General features: G+C 40.7%; 15 protein-coding genes and 1 tRNA gene. 9 read left to right on the top strand and 7 right to left on the bottom strand.

Annotation, left to right across the window (positions count from 1 at the left end; translation table 11 throughout):
• The 5 genes from FZF08_RS12655 to FZF08_RS12675 form a co-directional block, all read left to right on the top strand.
• Positions 1–2,508 (top strand): T9SS type A sorting domain-containing protein (locus FZF08_RS12655; RefSeq protein ID WP_159469284.1); only part of this gene is annotated, 2,508 nt, incomplete at its 5' end.
• Positions 2,509–2,584: 76 nt separating this feature from the next.
• Positions 2,585–3,031, top strand: coding sequence for a nucleoside deaminase (locus tag FZF08_RS12660; protein ID WP_159469286.1), 447 nt, complete (start codon positions 2,585–2,587; stop codon positions 3,029–3,031).
• A gap of 63 nt (positions 3,032–3,094) precedes the next feature.
• A complete protein-coding gene (locus FZF08_RS12665) occupies positions 3,095–3,703 on the top strand; it encodes a superoxide dismutase (protein ID WP_137342401.1) in 609 nt (202 codons plus the stop codon).
• Between the two features lie 95 nt (positions 3,704–3,798).
• Positions 3,799–3,874, top strand: a tRNA-His gene (locus tag FZF08_RS12670).
• A 250-nt stretch (positions 3,875–4,124) separates the two neighbouring features.
• On the top strand, positions 4,125–4,670 hold the full coding sequence (locus FZF08_RS12675) for an Arm DNA-binding domain-containing protein (protein WP_229216511.1): 546 nt from the start codon (positions 4,125–4,127) through the stop codon (positions 4,668–4,670).
• On the opposite strand, the gene FZF08_RS12680 is transcribed toward FZF08_RS12675, so the two are convergent.
• Both FZF08_RS12680 and FZF08_RS12685 read right to left on the bottom strand, forming a co-directional pair.
• Positions 4,560–6,635 carry a c-type cytochrome gene (locus tag FZF08_RS12680; protein WP_159469288.1) on the bottom strand — a complete coding sequence of 692 codons (2,076 nt, stop codon included), beginning with the start codon at positions 6,633–6,635 and terminating at the stop codon, positions 4,560–4,562. The genes FZF08_RS12675 and FZF08_RS12680 overlap by 111 nt on opposite strands.
• 1,091 nt (positions 6,636–7,726) lie before the next feature.
• Positions 7,727–8,749, bottom strand: coding sequence for an LLM class flavin-dependent oxidoreductase (locus tag FZF08_RS12685; RefSeq protein WP_159469290.1), 1,023 nt, complete (start codon positions 8,747–8,749; stop codon positions 7,727–7,729).
• A 739-nt stretch (positions 8,750–9,488) separates the two neighbouring features.
• Here FZF08_RS12685 and kaiC point away from each other — a divergent pair.
• From kaiC to FZF08_RS12705, 4 genes are read left to right on the top strand one after another with little or no spacing between them, the layout of a single operon-like run.
• The gene (gene kaiC / locus FZF08_RS12690) at positions 9,489–11,201 is read left to right on the top strand and encodes a circadian clock protein KaiC (RefSeq protein ID WP_159469292.1); all 1,713 of its coding nucleotides are present in this window, start codon (positions 9,489–9,491) and stop codon (positions 11,199–11,201) included.
• Between the two features lie 30 nt (positions 11,202–11,231).
• Positions 11,232–11,531, top strand: a complete 300-nt coding sequence (locus FZF08_RS12695; protein ID WP_159469744.1) for a circadian clock KaiB family protein — start codon at positions 11,232–11,234, stop codon at positions 11,529–11,531.
• Entirely contained in the window at positions 11,528–11,845 is a 318-nt protein-coding gene (locus FZF08_RS12700; RefSeq protein ID WP_159469293.1) for a circadian clock KaiB family protein, read from the top strand. The genes FZF08_RS12695 and FZF08_RS12700 overlap by 4 nt, the downstream gene beginning before the upstream one ends.
• A gap of 6 nt (positions 11,846–11,851) precedes the next feature.
• Complete coding sequence (locus FZF08_RS12705; protein ID WP_159469295.1) at positions 11,852–13,135, top strand: ATP-binding protein; 1,284 nt, start codon at positions 11,852–11,854, stop codon at positions 13,133–13,135.
• On the opposite strand, the gene FZF08_RS12710 is transcribed toward FZF08_RS12705, so the two are convergent.
• From FZF08_RS12710 to FZF08_RS12730, 5 genes are all read right to left on the bottom strand, one after another.
• Complete coding sequence (locus FZF08_RS12710; protein ID WP_159469297.1) at positions 13,132–15,129, bottom strand: CotH kinase family protein; 1,998 nt, start codon at positions 15,127–15,129, stop codon at positions 13,132–13,134. The two genes, FZF08_RS12705 and FZF08_RS12710, sit on opposite strands and share 4 nt — an antisense overlap.
• A 166-nt stretch (positions 15,130–15,295) precedes the next feature.
• Positions 15,296–16,249 (bottom strand): D-2-hydroxyacid dehydrogenase, encoded by a 954-nt coding sequence (locus FZF08_RS12715; RefSeq protein ID WP_159469299.1) that lies wholly within the window; start codon positions 16,247–16,249, stop codon positions 15,296–15,298.
• Between the two features lie 271 nt (positions 16,250–16,520).
• Positions 16,521–18,899, bottom strand: a complete 2,379-nt coding sequence (locus tag FZF08_RS12720; protein ID WP_159469301.1) for a M1 family metallopeptidase — start codon at positions 18,897–18,899, stop codon at positions 16,521–16,523.
• A gap of 33 nt (positions 18,900–18,932) precedes the next feature.
• The gene (locus FZF08_RS12725; protein WP_159469303.1) at positions 18,933–19,553 is read right to left on the bottom strand and encodes a HupE/UreJ family protein; all 621 of its coding nucleotides are present in this window, start codon (positions 19,551–19,553) and stop codon (positions 18,933–18,935) included.
• Positions 19,554–19,780: 227 nt separating this feature from the next.
• The gene (locus FZF08_RS12730) at positions 19,781–21,124 is read right to left on the bottom strand and encodes a T9SS C-terminal target domain-containing protein (RefSeq protein ID WP_159469305.1); all 1,344 of its coding nucleotides are present in this window, start codon (positions 21,122–21,124) and stop codon (positions 19,781–19,783) included.
• Positions 21,125–21,154: the final 30 nt, after the last annotated feature.

Raw genomic sequence — 21,154 nt, forward strand, 5'->3', positions numbered from 1 at the left:
GGTCAGACTGCAACTTTAATAGCAACCGCTATTTCCGGCGCCACTTTAAACTGGTATGGAACAAGTATAACAGGCGGAACAGCATCTGCCACCGCGCCAACAGTTTCTACCGCGACGGTTGGTAGTATAACTTATTATGTAAGCCAAAGTGTAGGAACTTGTGAAAGTCCTCGTTCAGCGATAGTTGTAAATGTTACGGCTTGTATTCCGCCTGCCGCTCCAATCACCCAAGATTACTTTTCATATTGTGTGGGTGCAAAAGCTGCACAATTGACCGCACAGGGAAGTAATTTGAAATGGTATGGTGGAGATGGAGTTACACTTCTTACTGGTGCACCTACTCCCGGTACGACAGATGCTCACAATGCTTCAACACCTTCGTTTTACGTTACACAAACTATCAATGGTTGTGAAAGTCCCAAAGCACCTATTTCTATAAATGTAAATGCTATTTCTCCAACTCCGATAATAACTAATCCAAATCCAGTTTGTCAAGGCGCAGTGCTGACCTCACAAATTTTAACAGATGCGATTACACCGGGAGGTATAAATTATTTATGGTATAAAACTGATGGAACTAGCTCAACGACGGCACCGGTTCCATCTAGCACTACTGTCGGGCCCCAAGTTTTTTATGTTACACAAACTAATTCAAGAAGTTGCGAAAGTCTTAAAGCAACCATTACTGTAACCGTGGTGGCTCCTCCTGCGGCACCTGGAATAACTGCGGTGAGTTATTGTAAAGATGCCAAGGCAGTTTCGTTGATCGGGATACCATCTAACGGCGGAGTTTTAAACTGGTATGGAACAAATGCAACCGGTGGAACCGCTTCATCGACAAACCCAATACCTGAGACATCTGCAACAACCTCATACTACGTAAGCCAAACAGTAAATGGCTGTGAAGGTCCCAGAGCAAAACTTGATGTGACAATCAAACCTTTGCCTGCGGCTCCTACAATTGCTAACCCAACGATAGAATATTGTCAATCTGTGCAGGCTACTGCGTTAACAGCTACAGGAACAACTGGATCTGTTCTTTGGTATACGGCAGCCACTGGTGGAACGGGAATTTCGTCAATTATACCATCCACTGCCACGGAAGGAACTACATCATATTATGTTGATCAGACAGTTAATGGTTGTACAAGTACGAGAGCAAGTGTTGCGGTTAAAATAAACGTAACCCCCAAGCCAGCAGTAGCGACACCATCAGTAGCCTATTGTCAGAATGCAACAGCAACTGCACTAGCAGCCTCTGGAACAAATCTAAAATGGTATTTGACAATAGACGATACCAATCCACGTACAACACCTTTGACTCCATACACGGCCAAAGTGGAAGATTATTCCTTTTACGTAACGCAAACAGGGACGAATACCTGCGAAAGTGCAAAAGCTGAAATAAAGGTCCACATCAAACCACTTCCTTCGGCTACGATTTCAGGAAATTCTTCTATACCACTGGGCGGAACGGCTAATGTTTTGATCAATTTTACAGGTGATGCACCCTGGACTTATATTTTATCAAACGGAATTTCGTCTACGACAAGCAGTGCTAGTCTTTCGGTTCCTGTTAGTCCAACAGTAACTACAAATTACAGCGTTACCGAGGTTTCTAATGCTTGCGGAAAAGGAACTATAAATGGAATTGCAATTGTAACGGTACAAATACCAACCTTGACTATTGGTGTTCCATCGGTGTCAGAGTCTTGTGCGGGTAAAACATTTACGGTACAATTTCAGCAATCCGGTTCTTTCCCGGATGGTAGTACAATGAAGGTGCAAATTTCGACGGTGAATGAAACGAGTAAGTTTATTTCAGTCCCGTCGGTTGTTAGTGGGAACGTAATTACGGCGACAATTCCGGATACAACAATAAAAGGAGTTTATTTCGTTCGAATTGCCAATGTTGGTAAAGATGGTACGTTGATCGCGGCAGGAAATGTAAGTTCAGGACAGATTACTGTGAATCCTTTACCTGTGGCTACCTTATCGGGTACAACTACGATTTATATGGGTGCAACGGCGAACCTGAAAGTAGATTTAACAGGGGATGCTCCATGGACTTTCAGTCTAAATAATGGGTTAGTAGATTCTCTCGTGTCAACAAGTGTTAACCCGATCATTGTGAAGGTAACACCGAAAACGACGACAACTTACACCATCACTAAGGTTTCAAATCAGTGTGGATCAGGAAGAGGGGCTGGCGGTGCAAGGATTCAGGTAGATCCTGTTTTGGGAACAGAGCCACCTGTTGTATCCGGCGACTGGCTAAAAATTTACCCAACCCTGGTTGATTCAAAGTGTACAGTCGAAATAACATCAGCGGTCTCGGCGAAAGAAGCAGATGTTGAAATCCTGGATTTGACCGGACGTTCGTTGTTTAAAAAATCAATACGCGAGAAAATAACGGAGGTCGATTTTTCTCAAAGACCGGCCGGATTATATCTGATAAAGGTGCAAAATGGTAAATACTCTTCGGTACAGAGAATCCTCAAACCTTAGTTAACCGATATTTTTAAGTAAAGCGGGGAGTATATTACTTCCCGCTTTTGTTTTGGTACCCATAATAAATTAGATAATGACTTCCGATTTCCTGGATAATTATTTCATGGCAGAGGCCTTAAGAATGGCTCAGGTCGCTTTCGAGGAAGGTGAGATTCCTGTTGGTGCAATTGTTGTAATTGGAGAAAGAATAATCGGAAAAGGATACAATCAGACCGAACGCCTTAAAGATGTGACTGCACATGCTGAAATGCTTGCTATAACAGCTGCTTCGGAATATCTGGGAGGAAAGTATCTTCAGGATTGTACTTTGTATGTAACCCTGGAACCCTGCGTGATGTGTGCCGGAGCATTGTACTGGTCACAAATGAAGCGGGTCGTATTTGGTGCAATGGACGAAAAAAGAGGTTTTTCTAGACTGGAAGTGAATGTTTTACATCCAAAAACACAATTGAAAACGGGGATTTTGGCAGACGAATCCCAGGCATTGTTACTCAAATTTTTTAAGGGTTTAAGAACATAAAGCACTTTTCTGCTGTTAACCAAGTAAGAAAACATATTCAATAACCAATAAACCTATTTCATAATGGCATTTACACTTGATCCCTTACCATACGCAAACAACGCGTTAGAACCGCATTTCGACGCGCTTACAATGGAGATTCATCATGACCGTCACCATCAGGCATATGTTACAAATTTGAATGCAGCCGTAACAGGAACTGAACTGGAAGGTAAAACAATAGAAGAATTAATTGCCAACATCAGCAAAGCACCAGCACCGGTGCGTAATAACGGAGGTGGGCACTGGAACCATACATTTTTCTGGAAATCACTTTCTGCATCTGGCGGTGGAGAACCAACGGGGGAATTAGGAAAAGCGATTACAGCGAAATTCGGTTCTTTCTCTGCCTTCAAAGACGAGTTCAAAAAAGCTTCAATTGGCCGTTTTGGTTCAGGATGGGCATGGCTTATTGTGAAAGCTGACGGTGAAATTGCAATCGTTTCTTCACCAAATCAAGATAACCCTTTGATGGATATTGCTGAAACAAAAGGAACACCTGTTATCGGTTTGGACGTTTGGGAACACGCATATTACCTGAAATATCAAAATAAACGTCCTGATTATATCGATGCATACTGGAACGTAGTGGATTGGAAAGCCGCTGACGCTCTTTATGTTGCGGCGAAATAGTCGAATGGAAATAAAAAAGGTTTACAGTTTTCGAAAAAAAATATCCAAATTGTCTTGGAAGCTGTAAACCTTTTCATAATTTTGTGTCCTCAAACGGAGGTTGTAGCTCAGTCGGTTAGAGCGCTAGATTGTGGTTCTAGAGGTCGCGGGTTCGAGACCCGTCTCCCTCCCATTTAGAAGTTTTTAAAATCAACAAAATGCCCGTAAATCAATGATTTACGGGCATTTTTGCTTTCCGGGATATCCCAAAATATGCAAAAATTCTCAATGTTTCAGTGAGTGATTCGTGTAGTTCACTCATTTTTGAAAAAAGACTCACTGAGATGGGTTTAATTAATTGATTTACAAGTTGTTCAATAGCTAAACATCTTGTTTTACAAGCGCGGCGGCTCGATATTTATTCATCTTAAACGCTTGTGTTATGTTGGAAAAGAGTTTCGGCCTGCTTTTTTATTTAAAGCCCGCCAAAAATCAAAAGGGGACTGTTAGATATGTTTATCTAAGAATCACGGTCGAAGGAAAGATTGTAGAACTGTCTACAAAAGAGCTTTGGGAAACAAAACAATGGAATTCCATAGCAGGTAGGGCAACTGGGGTAAAAGAAGATTCCAAGACGCTAAATGCTTATCTGGACATGCTAACCGCAAAAGTTCACCAAGCGAAAAAGATGCTCGTTGAGGATGACAAAGAAGTCACAGCCGAAGCATTGAAAAATATTTTGCTTGGAAAGAGTAATGAAAAAAGGACGATCCTCGAAGTCTTCCAATATCATAATGAGCAGATGGAGGCGTTGGTCGGAAAAGAATTTGCTCCACTTACTCTAAGCAGGTACAAAACTGCCCTTGAGATCTTTACATTATTCCTTTTTCTTGTTGTTATGCCCATATTCAACACGGTAACCTCGTTGTACCCATACCAGGATCCCTTCATCGAGGATGGCAGTATGTTTATAGCCAAAACGTCTTAGTGTGTTTACAACCTTGGAAGATGCCGCATGAGGACACGCGCAGTAAACAATAATCATAGTACTGTCATTGGGTATATCTTTGATAAATTTACCAGGTTCTTCATAGTAAGGTACAGGAACGGATCCCGGAATATGCGTCTGGTGCCATGCTGCCTTCGAACGGGCGTCAAGAATAATCATCCGGGAATTTTCTTTTAATGCTTTTTCTACTTGAATGGCAGGCACATAAAGGTTATCCCGCAGGGTGAAATTCGGTGTTTTCTTTGTTGGGTTTAATACGTAATCTTTTGGCAACGGTTCTGTTATTGCAACTGCTAGGGGGGCATTCCAGCCCGAAGCCCTGCTTCTAAGATATGCCGTAAGCGCATTAATTTCCACTTTGCTCAGGCTGTCTTTAAATGGTGGCATAGGCGTGTTATCCCTGCCTTCTGTAATGGTATATCGTAAGAAGGCATCGCTGGCAGTAGCAAGTAGCATGGGATGCCCCAAAGCCGGTGCTTTTACCCCTTCTCCTTTCACACCATGGCATGACGCACAATGTTTTACATACAATCCTTTACCTTGTACAACATTGCCCCTTACTGGTTCTGATGACATTTCGATCGGCTTTTTGACACCACTTTTCTCATGCAGCCATTTTAACAATAATTCAATTTCACCCGAACTAAGCGGACCACCCTGACTCTTTGCATAAGGCGCCATGGCGGTGCCTGACCGTCCGTAAGAAATGGTATGTTCAAGGTAGTTATAGCTTGATTTTGGTTTCAGCGTAGTTGCCATTAATGCATGCGAACGTAATGACGGCGCAAAATCTGCCGCATAACCTTCGCGGTCTTTGCCGTGGCACAGGGCGCAGTACTTTGCATAAATAAGTGAAGCATGCTGCGATGAAGCACTGCTAAGGTTAGTTTCATCTTTAAAATCATATATTTTCGCCAAAGCAGCCTGCTGTTTCGACTCCTGAATAAAGTCCAGCTGTACACCATAAGCATATTCCTTAAATACCGTCAAAGTTTTGTTGGCTGTGTCGGCCCGCAAAGCCTTCGCAGGCAACTTCTTGTGCAGAAAGTCGCGGGTATCTTTTAGATTTTTCACTTCAAATCGCACAGCATATACCCCTGGTCCACGTTTTTTTAAGAAACTGCTAAATGCATCTCCGGAAGATTTTGGAGTTATTAAATGTAACTCCTGCTTATGTGCCACTTTAAAACGTGCAAATGTTTCGCCAACTTCCAGTTCGGTAAAGCCGATTTTATTGAATTCTTGGCGGGTGGCATTTAAATCCTCCACGACAATCAGCAGAGAAGTTATTCCCACTACACCATTAGGATTGCTTTCATAATATCTGCGCCAGACAGCCGGGCTCCATTCTTCTTCCAGTTCCCGGTAAGGATAGTCCACATATTCCATAAAATTAGGAAGATAAGGCGGCGGATTAATAGTATCGAAATCGATACTGCGCCATTGTGCTCCCCCATCGTCAAAGCTCCATCCCTCGGGCTTTTTTTTCGTACCCCGGCCCGACTTAATCGAGTCTGTTGTTAACTGCTTTGTATTAAGCCATCGGAATGTTGTGTCAGTTGAGGAGGTAGATACAGAATACAGGCGTACACCCTGATTATGCTTTTGAAAAGATGTGATGAAAGAATCTGTATCGGCTACCTTCCCCGTATCGTTTACTGCAAGAAGCTCCAGGTACGATTGATCCGGAAAATTAACCAAAGCGGAGAGTGTGCCTTTATAAAGGCCTTGTTCAAAATTTTCAGCCTTAGGCATGTCAAATCCAAGAACGTCGGTATAATACTTTCGTGCACTATCTAAGCTTTTAACCACAAGTGTTGCGCTGTTTATACCAAATCCCGCACCAAGCAATTGATTGTTATCAATGTCTTTGTTCTGTTTTGAGGTGCAGGATAAAATAAATCCAAAAATAATAATGGATGCTGTTTTAAGGTTTCCTTTCATTTGAAGATTTTTACTACTTTAATCAAAGAGTCAATTGTTTGCTAATGAGCCTATTATCTAAACAATATAATGTTTATTTTTGCCTAAATCCATACCGTTGGATAAATGATATTGTGGTCAGCTTTGAATGCCGGTAGTAAACATTAGATAGCGTCAAAGATGTATTTTCTCAATCTGAAACTCCCGCTTTTTGCCAGGTTATTTTTTTTTATTTGAATGAAGTTTTATTGGTAATGTCGAAACCTCCTGTATTACAGATTTGCTAATTCCCTGTCCAAGGCATAGACGAAGAGGTACCAGAATTAGTGGGTTCAAGTCTAGCAATATAAACGCCAGGCTTTCTGAAAGACTTGTAGAATTTGCCTTTAAAAAAAAGGACTCAAAGTCTTGCGATTGGTTGCGGATCGAATGCCGCCTTTCTTGAAGTTACGCCGCATTCCAGATGGTTAGATCTTGGAATCGATCGTTTGTTACTGCTGTCTCGCCCGACGCAGCAGTGCGCGATGACTACTGTGAGCTCCTGAAAAATGCCGGTACTGCATTTTATTGCATAAAAACGTATTTACTGATGGAATTCCGGAAAGGCTTGGCGGAATACTCACGCGGCGAAAAATCGATGGATGATTTTACGAGAAATATGGACGCTATTCTCAAAATCGTATTTTTCCGCACCTTGCAAGGTGTGAATTGGAAAAGCGCAAAGGTTCTGTGTTAAGATCCAAGTGTTTTTTGGGTTATTTTTTAATTTTGGACTTAGGCGGCTTTTGGCCAGCCTGTTCAGGGGTGGCTCAGTTTTATGACCGCCCCTGATTTTTGGGCGGCCACTTTGTTTGTATTTTCAGGCTGTTTTATGAGATATTCGATGTCGTTTGTTACGGATCAGATCAAACAGCAAAGAAGTTTTATTGATCCACTCACTTTTTCATCATCTTTTATTAATGCTGAGAGCTTGGTGGTAATTTCCTTCTCCTCTTTGTTTAGAAACACCATTTGTTTATTAATTCCGTTATATGGATGTTTTATTAGGTTCTGCCACGCGAAAGTATACTGAGCCAGTGTTCTTTTCTCTTAATCGACGTAAGTTCCAAAAGTTAACGCCACCCCAGTCCAGGTGCCACATGTTCTAAAATAGAAGAGAGCACATGTACGTTGTAATCAACTCCCAGTGTATTGGGTATGGTCAAAAGTACAGTATCCGCTTCCTGAATAGCTTCGTCCTGTGCCAGTTCTTTGATGAGTTGATCTGGTTCCGCGGCATAACTTCTGCCGAAAATCGCACGTTTGTCCTGTTCAATCATTCCGATTTTATCTCGACGATCGGATTCCTGACCAAAGTAATACCGGTCCTGATCGTTTACCAATGCGAAAATAGACCTACTAACCGAAACCCTTGGTGCGCGCTCGTGTCCCGCTTTCTTCCAAGCTTCTTTGTATAACCTGATCTGCTCGGCCTGCTGCACATGAAAAGGTTTACCGCCTTCATCGTATTTCAAGGTAGAACTCTGAAGGTACATTCCGTTTTCGGCTGCCCAAACAGCAGTAGCATTAGAAGCGGCTCCCCACCAGATACGTTCTCTTAATCCTTCTGAGTAAGGTTCCAAACGCAGTAATCCCGGAGGGTTTGGAAACATTGGGTATGGATTTGGCTGCGCAAATCCTTTACCTTTTAGTCTTTCCAGGAATTCCAGTGCTTTGCGGCGCCCCATATCCGCTTCGGTTTCTCCCTCAGCCGGTTCGTATCCAAAATAACGCCAACCGTCAATCACCTGTTCCGGCGAACCTCTGCTAACCCCCAATTGCAATCGGCCTTCGGAAATTAAGTCCGCGGCGCTGGCATCTTCCACCATATACAGTGGATTTTCATAACGCATATCAATCACACCAGTTCCTATCTCTATTTTGCTTGTTTTGGCACCAACGGCTGCCAGCAGCGGAAAAGGCGAGGCTAATTGAGATGCAAAGTGATGAACACGAAAATAAGCGCCATCCAAACCAATCTCTTCGGCAGCAACAGCCAAATCAATGGATTGCAGCAAGGTGTCACTGGCTGTCTGGGCCTTATAAGCCGGATGGTCAGACCAATGCCCGAACGATAAAAATCCTATTTTCTTCATAAAATGTCTTTCTGATTCGTTTAAGAACTAGACAGATTATCAGGCGGTAAAAGTTCCTGTTTTTGGATAATTTGGAAAAGAGCCGCATTCTGTGTTGTGCGTGGGATGGGGTGGATGATTACAGAATTGTTTGTCCGGCTGGTTTTGAGGATCTGATGGGTAATGGAAATCTTGGATATAAATGCAAGGACCCTCTTCCTGGAACATAGCCATGCTTCCGGGTAGCTTACTAAAGTCAGGCAGATTAGATATATTACAATAAATACTAAAATGGCAAAGCAGATGCCGGAAATGGAGGTATAGATTTATTTAACTATTGGTTCATAACGACTTTTTACTTCAATATATAATAGCTTTCCTTTTCTGTTGTCAGATATCCGTCTCAATAACTTTTCTTTTGAAATAGAAGTTTTACAATCGACATATGGCGTGGTTCATGATAGAATATTCCGGTACGCTCCGATCAAACAGAGCAATCAGTAAATTTATCATTTAATGGTTAAAGACAATAGTGTGTTAACATCTTCGGTCATTGGCGTATTCTATTAATTCCCCTAAATTAATAGTTGAAACTTCTCAGATTTTTTAAAGACAAAATCATCTTCTCAGCTCGCTGAATCATGTAAAATCATGAATATCAGCTTTTATATTCTTCCTGGCATACTTATTGCTTGACACCCAAAAAGTTAAATTATTTGAAAAATCATAAGCCTTTTTCGTAGTAGAAATTTTGATTTCCATGAGTTCAGAACCACGTCATAACCTAAATAGAACTGTGAAGTTATTACCCAAATCGCCAACGGGGATTCTTGGCCTGGACAAGATAACCGATGGAGGTTTACCGCTGGGAAGGCCTACTTTGATCTGCGGTGGTGCAGGATGTGGTAAAACTTTATTTGCCATGGAATTTATTGTTCGCGGAGCGCTTGAATTTAATGAGCCTGGTGTATTTATGGCTTTTGAGGAAAAAGCAGAGGAGCTCACTGTGAATGTTGCTTCCTTAGGTTTTGATCTTGAACAACTCCAGGCTGATAAAATGATTAAACTGGATCATGTATACATTGAAAGAAGTGAAATCGAGGAAACGGGTGAATATGATCTGGACGGGATTTTTATACGACTTGGACATGCCATTGACAGTATCGGAGCCAAGAGAGTTGTATTGGATACCATCGAGAATCTTTTTGCAAGCCTTAGTAATCAGGCTATTATCAGAGCAGAATTGCGGCGACTTTTTCAATGGTTGAAAGATAAAAATGTAACCACGATTATTACCGGAGAAAAAGGCGATGGTACTTTTACCCGCCACGGATTGGAGGAATATGTCTCGGATTGTGTGATTCTTCTGGATCATCGTGTTGCAAATCAGATTTCTACAAGACTTTTACGAATTGTTAAATATCGTGGATCCTATCATGGGACAAATGAATATCCATTTTTGATTGATAAAGATGGTATTTCTGTCCTGCCTGTTACTGCTCTCACATTGGATCATGAAGTTTCCACTGTGCGGGTTTCATCCGGTATTCCTTCCTTGGACAGAATGTTGGGGGGACAAGGTTTTTTTAAGGGTAGCAGCGTGCTTGTTTCTGGTACTGCGGGAACCGGGAAAACAAGTATAGCAGGTTATTTTGCAAACGAAACCTGTAACCGTGGCGGGCGCTGTATATATTTTGCTTTCGAGGAATCTCCTAAGCAGATCATTCGAAATATGTTATCGATTGGAGTAACATTGCAGCAGCATATTGATAGCGGTTTGTTGAAATTTCATGCTTCAAGACCGACGTTAAACGGGCTCGAAATGCACCTTGTTTCCATACATAAATTAGTTGAGGAATTTAAGCCCCAAACGGTTATTCTTGACCCAATTACTAATTTAATCACTGTTGGTTCCGTAAGTGAGGTCAAAACAATGCTGATCCGTTTAATTGATTTTTTACAATCAGAGCAGATTACGGTCATGTTTACAGCGCTTACTTTAAACAATATTGTCAACGAACAGACAGATGAAGGCGTTTCTTCACTGGTTGATGCCTGGCTTCTTGTAAGGGATATAGAGTTTAACGGTGAGCGCAACCGTGGTATGTATGTAATGAAATCCAGAGGGATGAAGCATTCTAATCAGGTACGCGAATTTGTGATTTCGGACGAAGGATTAAATCTTGTAGATGTTTATTTGGGGCCGGAAGGTGTACTCACCGGATCTGCCAGAGAAGCACAGCGATTGCAGGAGGTTACAAGCGATGTGCTGAAAGACCATGCTATTACGAGAAAAGATATGGAAATCAATCGGAAGAGAAAGGTTTTGGAATCAAAAATTGCAAGTCTTAAGGAGGAATTTGATTCCGTTCAGGATGAGCTAAACAAAAGTTACATTGAGGACCAACTCAGAAAAAGCGTAGTCGATCAAAACAGGGAGCAACTTACCCGAAACAGACATAGTGGGGAATAGAAAGTAAACCAGCCGATCAATATGGAAGCCATGGAATTAAATGAAGAAATTTGGGAATTAAGGCTATATGTCGCAGGTAAAACGATAAAGTCTGTCACCGCGCTTAGTAATCTGAAAAGATATTGCGAAGAGCACTTAAAGGATAAATATATTATTGAGGTCATTGACCTGTTGGTACAGCCTCAGCTTGCAGAGGGCGATCAGATCCTTGCCATCCCTACACTTGTGAAGAAAGTTCCGGAGCCAATCAGAAAGATCATTGGAGACCTGTCCAATGAGGAAAAGGTTTTGGTTGGATTGAATATTCGCCCTGCAAAAAAACTCGGATGAACGAACTGCCAAATACATCCGGTGCTAAAACCGCTATCGAAAGTGAGCGGTTTGTCTTACGCTTATTTGTTACTGGCGCTTCGAGCAATTCGGTAAGGGCAATCAGTAATATCAAAGAAATATGCGAAAAATACCTTACTGACAATTATTCTCTGGAAATAATAGATGTTTATCAGCAAAAGGACATTGCTGAAAAAGAGCAGATTATCGCACTGCCGTTATTGATAAAAAACTTCCCACTTCCTGAAAGAAGATTTATGGGTGATATGTCGGATACCGACAGGGTGCTTAAAGAATTGGGACTTTCATCTTAATAATTAATGAATTCAGTAAAACCTTACGATCAGCTCGTAAAAGAAAACGATAGCTTACGCTGGCAATTAGAGGAGGCTACCGAGATTATTCATGCAATACGTTCAGGCCAAATTGATGCACTGGTTGTTAAAGGCAAGAATGGGCACGAGTTGTACACACTAAAAACGGCAGATCAGACGTATCGCGTTTTTATTGAAAAAATGAATGAAGGCGCTGTTACCTTGAATGAGGACGGGATTATCTTATACTGTAATTCTATGTTTGCTTCCATCGTGAACCTGCCTCTTTCCAAAGTAATTGGAATGTCATTCAAAAAATTTATTGCTGTAAACTGTCTGGATGTCTATAAGGAAATTTTTCAGAAAGGCTGGAAGCAGGATGGGAAATTTGAGATTTCTATTACGAGTCACGAAAGTCTGATCCCATGCCAGCTTTCTGTGACAACACTTCAATTGGATGAAGGCGTATCGTTAAGTATCATCATTACCGATCTGACTTATCAAAAGGAAATTCAAAGACTTTTGAAATTGAATAATGAAAGGCTTGAGAAGACAAATTTTGCCCTCGAAATGAGTAATCATGATTTGCAGCAGTTTGCTTCTGTGGCTTCTCACGATTTGCAGGAACCTTTGCGCAAAATATTAATCTTTTCAGGGTTATTGAAAAGCAGACATTTAAATGAACTGCCGGAAGAAAGCCTGCAATACCTTGAAAAGATCATTGCTTCCTCCGGTCGTATGAAGACGATGATTATTGATATCCTGAGTTATTCGGGATTATCTGTCAATAATAATCAATTTGAACGCACAAACATTAATCAAATTATTCAGGAAGTTCAGGATGATCTGGAACTTCTGATACAGGAAAAAAAGGCAAAATTTGAAATTGATAAACTTCCGGAAATTGAAGTTAACCCGGGACAAATCAGACAGGTCTTTCAAAATTTAATTGGAAACGCACTCAAATTTTGTAAGCCAAATGAAACGCCGGTTATCAAAATAAAATCTATCAGAAAGGATACCGATTTTGCTGAGAAAAATTGTTGTATCTCAGTTTCAGATAATGGAATCGGATTTGACGAGAAATATGGAGAAAAAATATTCTCCCTATTTCAACGTCTCAATACCAAAGATAAATATGAAGGCTCAGGAATTGGACTGGCTATAACAAAAAAGATTCTTGACAAACATAATGGCAGTATTACAGTCAATAGCAAAGAGGGTTTCGGTTCTGAATTTATCATCACACTGCCTTGCGGACGCAGCATTAAAAAGAAGGTTATTGACTAATTATTGATAATAAAAGTGAATGACTTGACTTTCTTTTTATCGTCAATCGTCAGATAATACACCTGATTTGATAAGTTTTTCACGGATACATTCAATTCAGGATCGTTAGCAGTTGTTTTGATCAAAACCCTGCCATTTCCATCCATAATCGTTATCAAAGATCCCGGTGTTAGATCCTTTAAATTGATTTCATTTGTAGCCGGATTTGGATATAAATAGGGGGAGGTCGAAGGTATTTCAAAATTCACTCCTATCGTTCTCGTCAATTCTTCGCTGCCATCCAGATCAATCTGGTTCAGGCGATAGTAATTAAGTCCTACTATTGGGTTCGAATCAGCAAACTGATATTTAACTTCATTGTCTGATTCGCCGCGTCCTTCAACCATTCCAATTTTTGAAAACAGAATACCATCTTTACTTCGCTGTATTTCAAAACGGCTGTTATTGCTTTCCGAAGTTGTCATCCACGAAATTACAACATTGCCGCCTTCCTTGTTTGCCTGAAAATTCTTATAGGTAACAGGTAAAGCTGTTGAACAATCCGTTGTAGTGATCGTTGCAATATTTGTATCCATCCAGGCCAGATGCCGCAGAAGCCAGATTTTTAAATAATCAACCTCTTTCTGTGGTGTGTTGCCCGCAAGCGTATAATGTTCGTTAAACATAATACCCGTTTCAAGTGTTTGCCATTTGGTGAAATTTCTATTTATGGCATTTTTACTCATTAGTAACTGACTTTGAGCTTCAACAAAACTTTGTACATTGGCATAACTCCATACGGTAAGGCGCAACTGTTTGTATCGGGTCACCAGTTTTTGAACGAAGTAACAGTCGTTCAGTATCTTTTCCGGCCAGGAAACGGTAAGCGGAGGCCTTCCCGGGCAATACGTGTTAAATTTCCAGGCCCAGGAACCTGTGGGTAAAACGCTGAGTTCATAACACCATTGCTGATTGCCCATGGATTTGTCAAAGTCCCAGGGAGCACCCATATTTAATAATCCTCCTTCGTCATTTCTTTTTTTGTAGAAAAATGTGCTGGCGCGCCAGTTATCCGAGTTTTTGGTAAATTCCTGAAGAAGCAGATAATCAACCATGGAATCAAGGTCCAGATATTTTCTATACCCCACAGTCGCGTCCTTGAAATTTGAGCCATTAACAGCCGTTTCAAAGTCAGTTACAAAACCTTTTATATAATTGAATTGCAGTGCTTTATTGGTAAGATTAGTGTATTTTTCCAGCTTGGGATACTCAACGTGGTAAATCGGCTTAGGATTGTTAGGGTCGTTATTCGGAGAGATATTGGAAGTCCATTTTTCCGGTTCATCTTCCCCAACCTGTAACAGAAATCCTCCTGTTATCTTGGCTGGATCCGAATCGGTTTCAGCCAGTTTTTTCATACTAATACGATCAGTACCACGCTTTACCTTTTCCATGAAAATATAAACGCCCATATAAGTCATAGCTCCGCTTGTCTGTAAAAATACCTCAACATATTGCGTACGTGGTGCATAACGTCCGGTTTGTCTGAACATTTGCTGAGCCAGAACTTCACGGATAAATGATTTGTCGCCGTAACAAGCATTCAAAACCCAGTCAGATTCAGCAGGCATGCCAAACAGGGAAACATCGATGGTAGCTCCTACAGCATCATGGGTTTCAAAACCATAAGATTTTTTAGGCCACTCGGTTGAAGTATTGCCTCTGATCTCGATACCGATTTTGCCCTCATACTGATAGGTATTTGTGAAGGAAGGCCTGTTGTAACTGTAAAATCCTTCAATATCCGGTGCAATAATTTTAAAACTCGCCTCAATCTTGGGATCATTAGGAATCTCAACATTTCCCGGATCAATAATGATAATCGGAATATTGGATTGGGTAATGGAGGTGATAGGCTGAGAAAAGGAAAAGCTGGAAATGAAAAAGAACACAATCAGATATCCAGTCCGGCATAAACAAGGAACTTGTGTTTCGAAAGTAGATTTTGATTTCATGTCACCTCAGGTGTGCAGGGTAAATGTATTGGATTATTAAAAAAATTCAGCCAGTTTCTAAAAGAGAAAAAGGTTATACTCCGTAAAAGCCAATGTCTTTGATATTTATTTTTTGTATTCTAAATTACCAATCATCAGTTGTATATAAAAAAAATAATCTTTTTAGTTATCCAACGGTATTGATTAAATTTCCTTGACTAAATGAACGCAGGTTATCCGCAACCATCTGAAGCAATCTTCCTCTTGATTCAAAAGAAGCCCAGGCGATATGTGGGGTTATTACACAATTCGGTGCTGATAATAATGGATTGGTTGAAACCGGAGGTTCAGAAGAAAGTACATCCAGTCCGGCTCCTGCAATTGTTTTATTTGCCAGTGCTTCTGCAAGATCTTCTTCGTTGATAAGAGGTCCGCGACCGGTATTGAGTAAATAGGAATTCGGTTTCATCATCGACAAACTATTTTTGTTAATGATGTTTTTTGTCTCCTCCGTAAGCGGACAATGCAGACTGATCACATCACTTTCTTTAAAAAGTTCTTCCAGAGAAACCATTCGGATAGCAGGATTATCGGTTTGTCCGGGGTTTTTACGAAAGGCAATGACCTTCATACCAAAAGCAAGTGCTATTCCTGCAACCTGAGAGCCAATATCTCCAAGTCCAATCAATCCCATCGTTTTTCCGGAAAGCTCAACAAGCGGAGTTTTCCAATAAGCAAAATCAGCAGAAGCCGACCAGTCGCCATGGAAAACACTTTGGCTATGCGTTTCAATTCTGTTGACCAAAGCCAGGAGCAAAGCAAAAGTATGCTGGGCCACCGAAGCCGGGCCGTAGGCTTTCACATTAGTAACGGTGATGCCGTGTTTTTTTGTTGAAACGGTATCAATGTTGTTATAACCCGTTGCACAAACGCCTATGTATTTCAGTTTTGGTAGCTGACTTAATAATGTGTCATTAAGCACTACTTTATTTACTAAAACGACATCGGCATCTTTGGCTCTTTCAATAATTTCTTCTGATGAAGAACGATCATAAATGGTCGTATTTCCAAGTTTGGAAATTGGTGCCCAATCCAGGTCACCGGGATTTAATGTGTAACCGTCTAAAATGACAATGTTCATATGTTTTATTTAAAAGAATAAATTTCAATTACAGTGACCTCATAAAAAATATTTTATCCCGGACAGATATCTTTTGTCAAACACAGCATTGCACTAATTCTTATACCCGAAATATCGCACATCAGACCAGTATTGTTAGGATATTTTTGTAGTATTTTACCATTTTGAAATGAATAAATTACTAATAACTTCGAAATTAAATGAAAAAATCCCTCTCCGTATGATCAGTACGAAAAGGGATTTTTTCTATCAGATTACTGTAACAAGTTCTCTAATTCTTAGGTTCTCCGCCAACTTTTCCTGCGCCCGCACCTTGCTGTTGCATAGGATTTGGCTGACGACGCATTTGTGATTGTTTGAAAATCTGGAAACGTGTTGGTTTTGCTACTCTTGGATACGAGTTATTTTCTGTGTCGATATCAGCAATTTGATAATAAGGATCCAAAGTCCACTGAACCACTTTTTTGGAAGTAGAAAGTACTTTTGAAATCTGCTGATCATTGAAACGCCAGATTTCGGCCGGGAATGTTACCAAAGAATCTGTACCATCTTCAAAGCCCATTTTCACAATAACCGGCATTGGTAATCCGCCTTTATTTTTGATCGAAAGCGTATAGAAATTGGTGTTTTTCTGAACAAGTTCTTTTTCGCCCGGTGACAAAGTTGCCAGATATTGCTCATATTTCTGTTTGTCCGAATCTGTTACTTTATATGGATCGTAAGAATTGTAAAAATCAGCCATCGTAGAATCTTGTGCTACTACCGTTTTGGATTTGTCGGCAGCATCGCGGATTTTACTGATTGTTTTTGCTTTCGCAGCAGCATCTTTACGCGCAATTTCCTTTTCAATCACCGGATTCTGCGTATCGATACTAAACCAGTTTACACTTACTAAATCCTGGTCAACAGGTTCTACACCATAAAACCAGCCTTTCCAGAACCAGTCAAGATCCACACCGGAAGCATCTTCCATGGTACGGAAAAAATCAGAAGGTGTCGGGCTTTTGAATCTCCAGCGCGTCGCGTATTCTTTAAATGCGTGGTCAAATTGTTCTCTGCCCATTACTGTTTCACGCAGGATGTTCAAAGCTGTTGCAGGTTTTGCATAAGCATTTGGCCCAAGACCGATAACATTTTCAGCCGACGACATGATAGGAGATAAAACAGATTTGTCAGACGACATATAATCCGTAATAAACATAGGTTCGCCACGGCGTGAAGGATAATTGAAGTCCCATTCTTTTTCAGCAAGATATTGGCAAAAAGTATTTAAACCTTCATCCATCCAAGCCCATTGACGCTCATCTGTATTCACGATCATCGGGAAAAAGTTGTGACCAACCTCATGGATAATCACACCGATCATACCATATTTCGTTTGCTCGCTGTATGTTCCGTCTTCTTCCGGACGTCCGCCATTAAAGCTGATCATCGGATATTCCATACCACCACCTGACGTTGAATGGCAAGAAATTGCGACAGGATATGGATATTCAAACGTACGGTTTCCGTAAGATTTCAAAGTATGCGCAACGGCACGGGTCGAATATTGTTCCCAAAGCGGATTTCCTTCTTTTGGATAAAAGGACATACACCAGATTTTCTTTCCGTTTTTGTAAACATCACTTTGCATTGCATCCCAGATAAATTTACGGCTGCTTGAAAATGCAAAATCACGAACGTTATCCGCTTTATAAATCCAGGTTTTCTTTCCAACCGATTTATTTTCGCGTTTCTCAGCTTTTTCAGCTTCTGCTTGTGTAACAATAATTACCGGTGTTTTAGAAGTTTCAGCTTGTTTTAAACGCTGTTTCTGCGTAGCCGTCAAAACGGTAGCATAGTTTTGACATTCACCTGATGCAGCAACAATATGATCTGCCGGTGTTGTGATGGCAACTTTATAATTACCAAAGATCAAGGCAAATTCTCCTTGTCCCAAAAACTGTTTGTGATTCCATCCATTTACGTCATCATAAGGTGCCAAACGTGGGAACCAGTGAGCGATAAAATAATTGGAATTGCCATCTTTTGGGAAAAACTCATATCCGCTGCGACCGTAATATTCAGTAATATTATAAGCCCATTCAACACCAAATACGATGCTCGCACCCGGCTTCAACGGCGTTGGCAAGTCAATACGCATCATCGTATTGTTGATCGTGAAAGGAAGCGCGTTTCCAGTTTTGTCTTTCACTTTCTGAATTTCATAACCGTATTCAACTTTTGGATCAAGTGAAGAACCGCGGCCGTTGTTCAGATTCTGAAGCTGGCCTGTGCTCATTCCTTTTTCGTTGATACTGCCTGTACGGCTTGTAGCACCAATGCCATCTTTTTTGAACAAATTCTGCTCCAATTGTAACCAGATGTATTTTAGTTCATCCGGAGAATTGTTGTAAAAAGTAATGGATTCAGAACCGATGATACGGCGTTTCTCGTCATCCAGTTCTACTTTAATATCATAATCGGCACGCATTTGCCAGTACTCTTTACCTGGTGCACCGGAAGCGGTACGATACGTATTGGGTGTTGGCAAAACAGTCCCCAATTGTTCGAAACGATCATTCGCTTTATAATTAGGGGAAGTTGGAAACTGCTGGGCGTTCACGGCCAAAGATAGCAGCAGTAAAAAGGGTAAAAACAGTTGTTTCATAGGTAATTGGAGTGTTATTTAATAATTGCGTGATTAATTTACGGATAATCCCATGATTTCTTTAAAAAGCAAGTTGTTTAGTATGAGCGACAGCGCCATTCCGACGATGATACCGGAAAGAATATCATTCCATTTTAGCTTGGACAGGCGGAACAATTCAATCATGACAAAAGCGATCGACAGTACAATTAGGACAATGAGCAGCTGTCCAATTTCCAGTCCGACGTTAAAACCCAGTAACGGATTCAGGATATCAGCTTCTTTGCCGAGTAATGCCCGAAGATAATTGGAAAAACCAAGGCCATGAATAAGTCCGAAGGTCAAAGCAAGCGGATAACGTGCGTTGTATGATTGTTCTTTTGCATAGGAAGTTTTAGGGGTTTTGTGAAAAAAGTTAAGGATTGCTGTAATGAGAATCGTGAATGGGATCAATAATTCGATGACATCAGGACGGATCGAGATCATGCCCATAGTTGCCAATGCAAGTGTGATGGAATGCCCTATGGTGAAAGCGGTAACCAAAATGATTACTTTTTTCCAGTCCACTAATGTGTAAACAGTACAAAGTGCAACGATAAAAAGTATATGGTCATAGCCATTGGAATCTGTTATATGATCAAAACCTAATTGAAAATAAGCTTGAAATTCGGACATGAAACGTAATTAATAAAGTGGGTTACTGAGGAGGTTTAAGCAATATTATCTAACAATTTGTAATTATTGTCAAAACAAAGTTCCGAAGATATTTGATTAGAGGAAGGAAAACAAAGGTTGAAGGGAAATGTAGAATTATTTTATAAAGGATCATGGTAAATAGCAAAAAAAACCGGAAGCAAACGCCTCCGGTTTTTTTAAATTCTGACACCAATTATATAAGATTATTATTTTTTAAGATCGTAGTTGGTATTTTGTGGATCCCAGTTAGCCCATGTTGCAGTCCAGTCTGTTGTACCAAAAGCTCCAACATAAGTAGTTGCTTCAAAACCAGCAGGAAGAGTAGCACCGCCAGTCAATAATGGAGAGCCAGTTCCAGGAATCCCATTTGGCTTAGCACCCAAAACGTTGAATGAAGCATCCATTTTTAGGTCAGCAGCAAGAGAAACTGCATTTTTGGCACCTGCGGCTTTGAACTGAGCTTCAGTAATACCTTCTACTTGCACTTTTGCAGTTGTAGCTAACACTACACCGTCCATTTTGATAAGACCAGAAGTATAATTTGCAATGGTCAAGTCATTTTCAACACGAAGACCTGAACGTGGCCAAGCGCCAGTGAATACGCTATTGTAAACAGAAATTGCTGAATTCCGACGAATACGCATTCCAGAAGCGAATTTTTCATTTGCAGTCCCTGCACCCATTGCCACAGTTACGTTAGCAAATTTAGCAGCTGTTTGTGGCGTTGCAGTTGTTCCATTTGCGTCATTATCTGATTCAAATCCGTTTGAGTCACCCGCCTGATCTGCAATTGCAGGATCACGAAGAATATAACCGAACTGAATCAATCCACTAAAACCATTATCTGTATCAAAATCGTCATCCAATCCGCGATAAGCAATAAGGTGTTTTGCATTTACAGTTCCACCAAACCATTCGAATGAATCATCGCCACCAAATGAAGCCTGAACGTATTCAATCTTAGTTCCTGATCCAACACCGCCAAATGTAAAGCTGTTAATTTCTTTGTTAGTTTCATAAGCGATACCAGCAAATTCTACACGGACATATTTCAATTCACCTGAGTTATCGGCTACGTCTGTTCCACCGAAAGTTGATTTTTCTTCACCTTCAACCACAGCTGGAGTTTTGTTAACAGGAGCCTTTCCTAAGATAACCAATCCACCCCAGTCACCTGCTTTACGTTGACCAATTGCTTGATTTGATGTAAAAACAATTGGTTTATCAGCCGTTCCAACTGCAATAATTTTTGCACCTGGCTTGATAAATAAAGCACCTTTAGTAGCTTTATCTCCTTTGATAATGGTACCTGGCTCGATGGTAAGCGTCGCGCCTGCTTCAACATACACAAAACCAGATATTAGGTATTGATCTGTGGCTTTCCAAGTTGTGTTTGATGTGATGCTTCCTGTAACAGTATTTAATGCACCTGGAACTACTACCACGGGTGGAATAGGATCTGTATCATCGTCATCATTATTACAAGCTACAAAACCTACCATAACTAACCCGATCATTAACAGGCTAAATAATTTGCTTACTTTTTTCATACAATTTTTTGATTTACTAATTGATTGCTT

It is taken from the genome of Dyadobacter sp. 3J3, from assembly GCF_009801115.1.
Lineage (GTDB): Bacteria > Bacteroidota > Bacteroidia > Cytophagales > Spirosomataceae > Dyadobacter.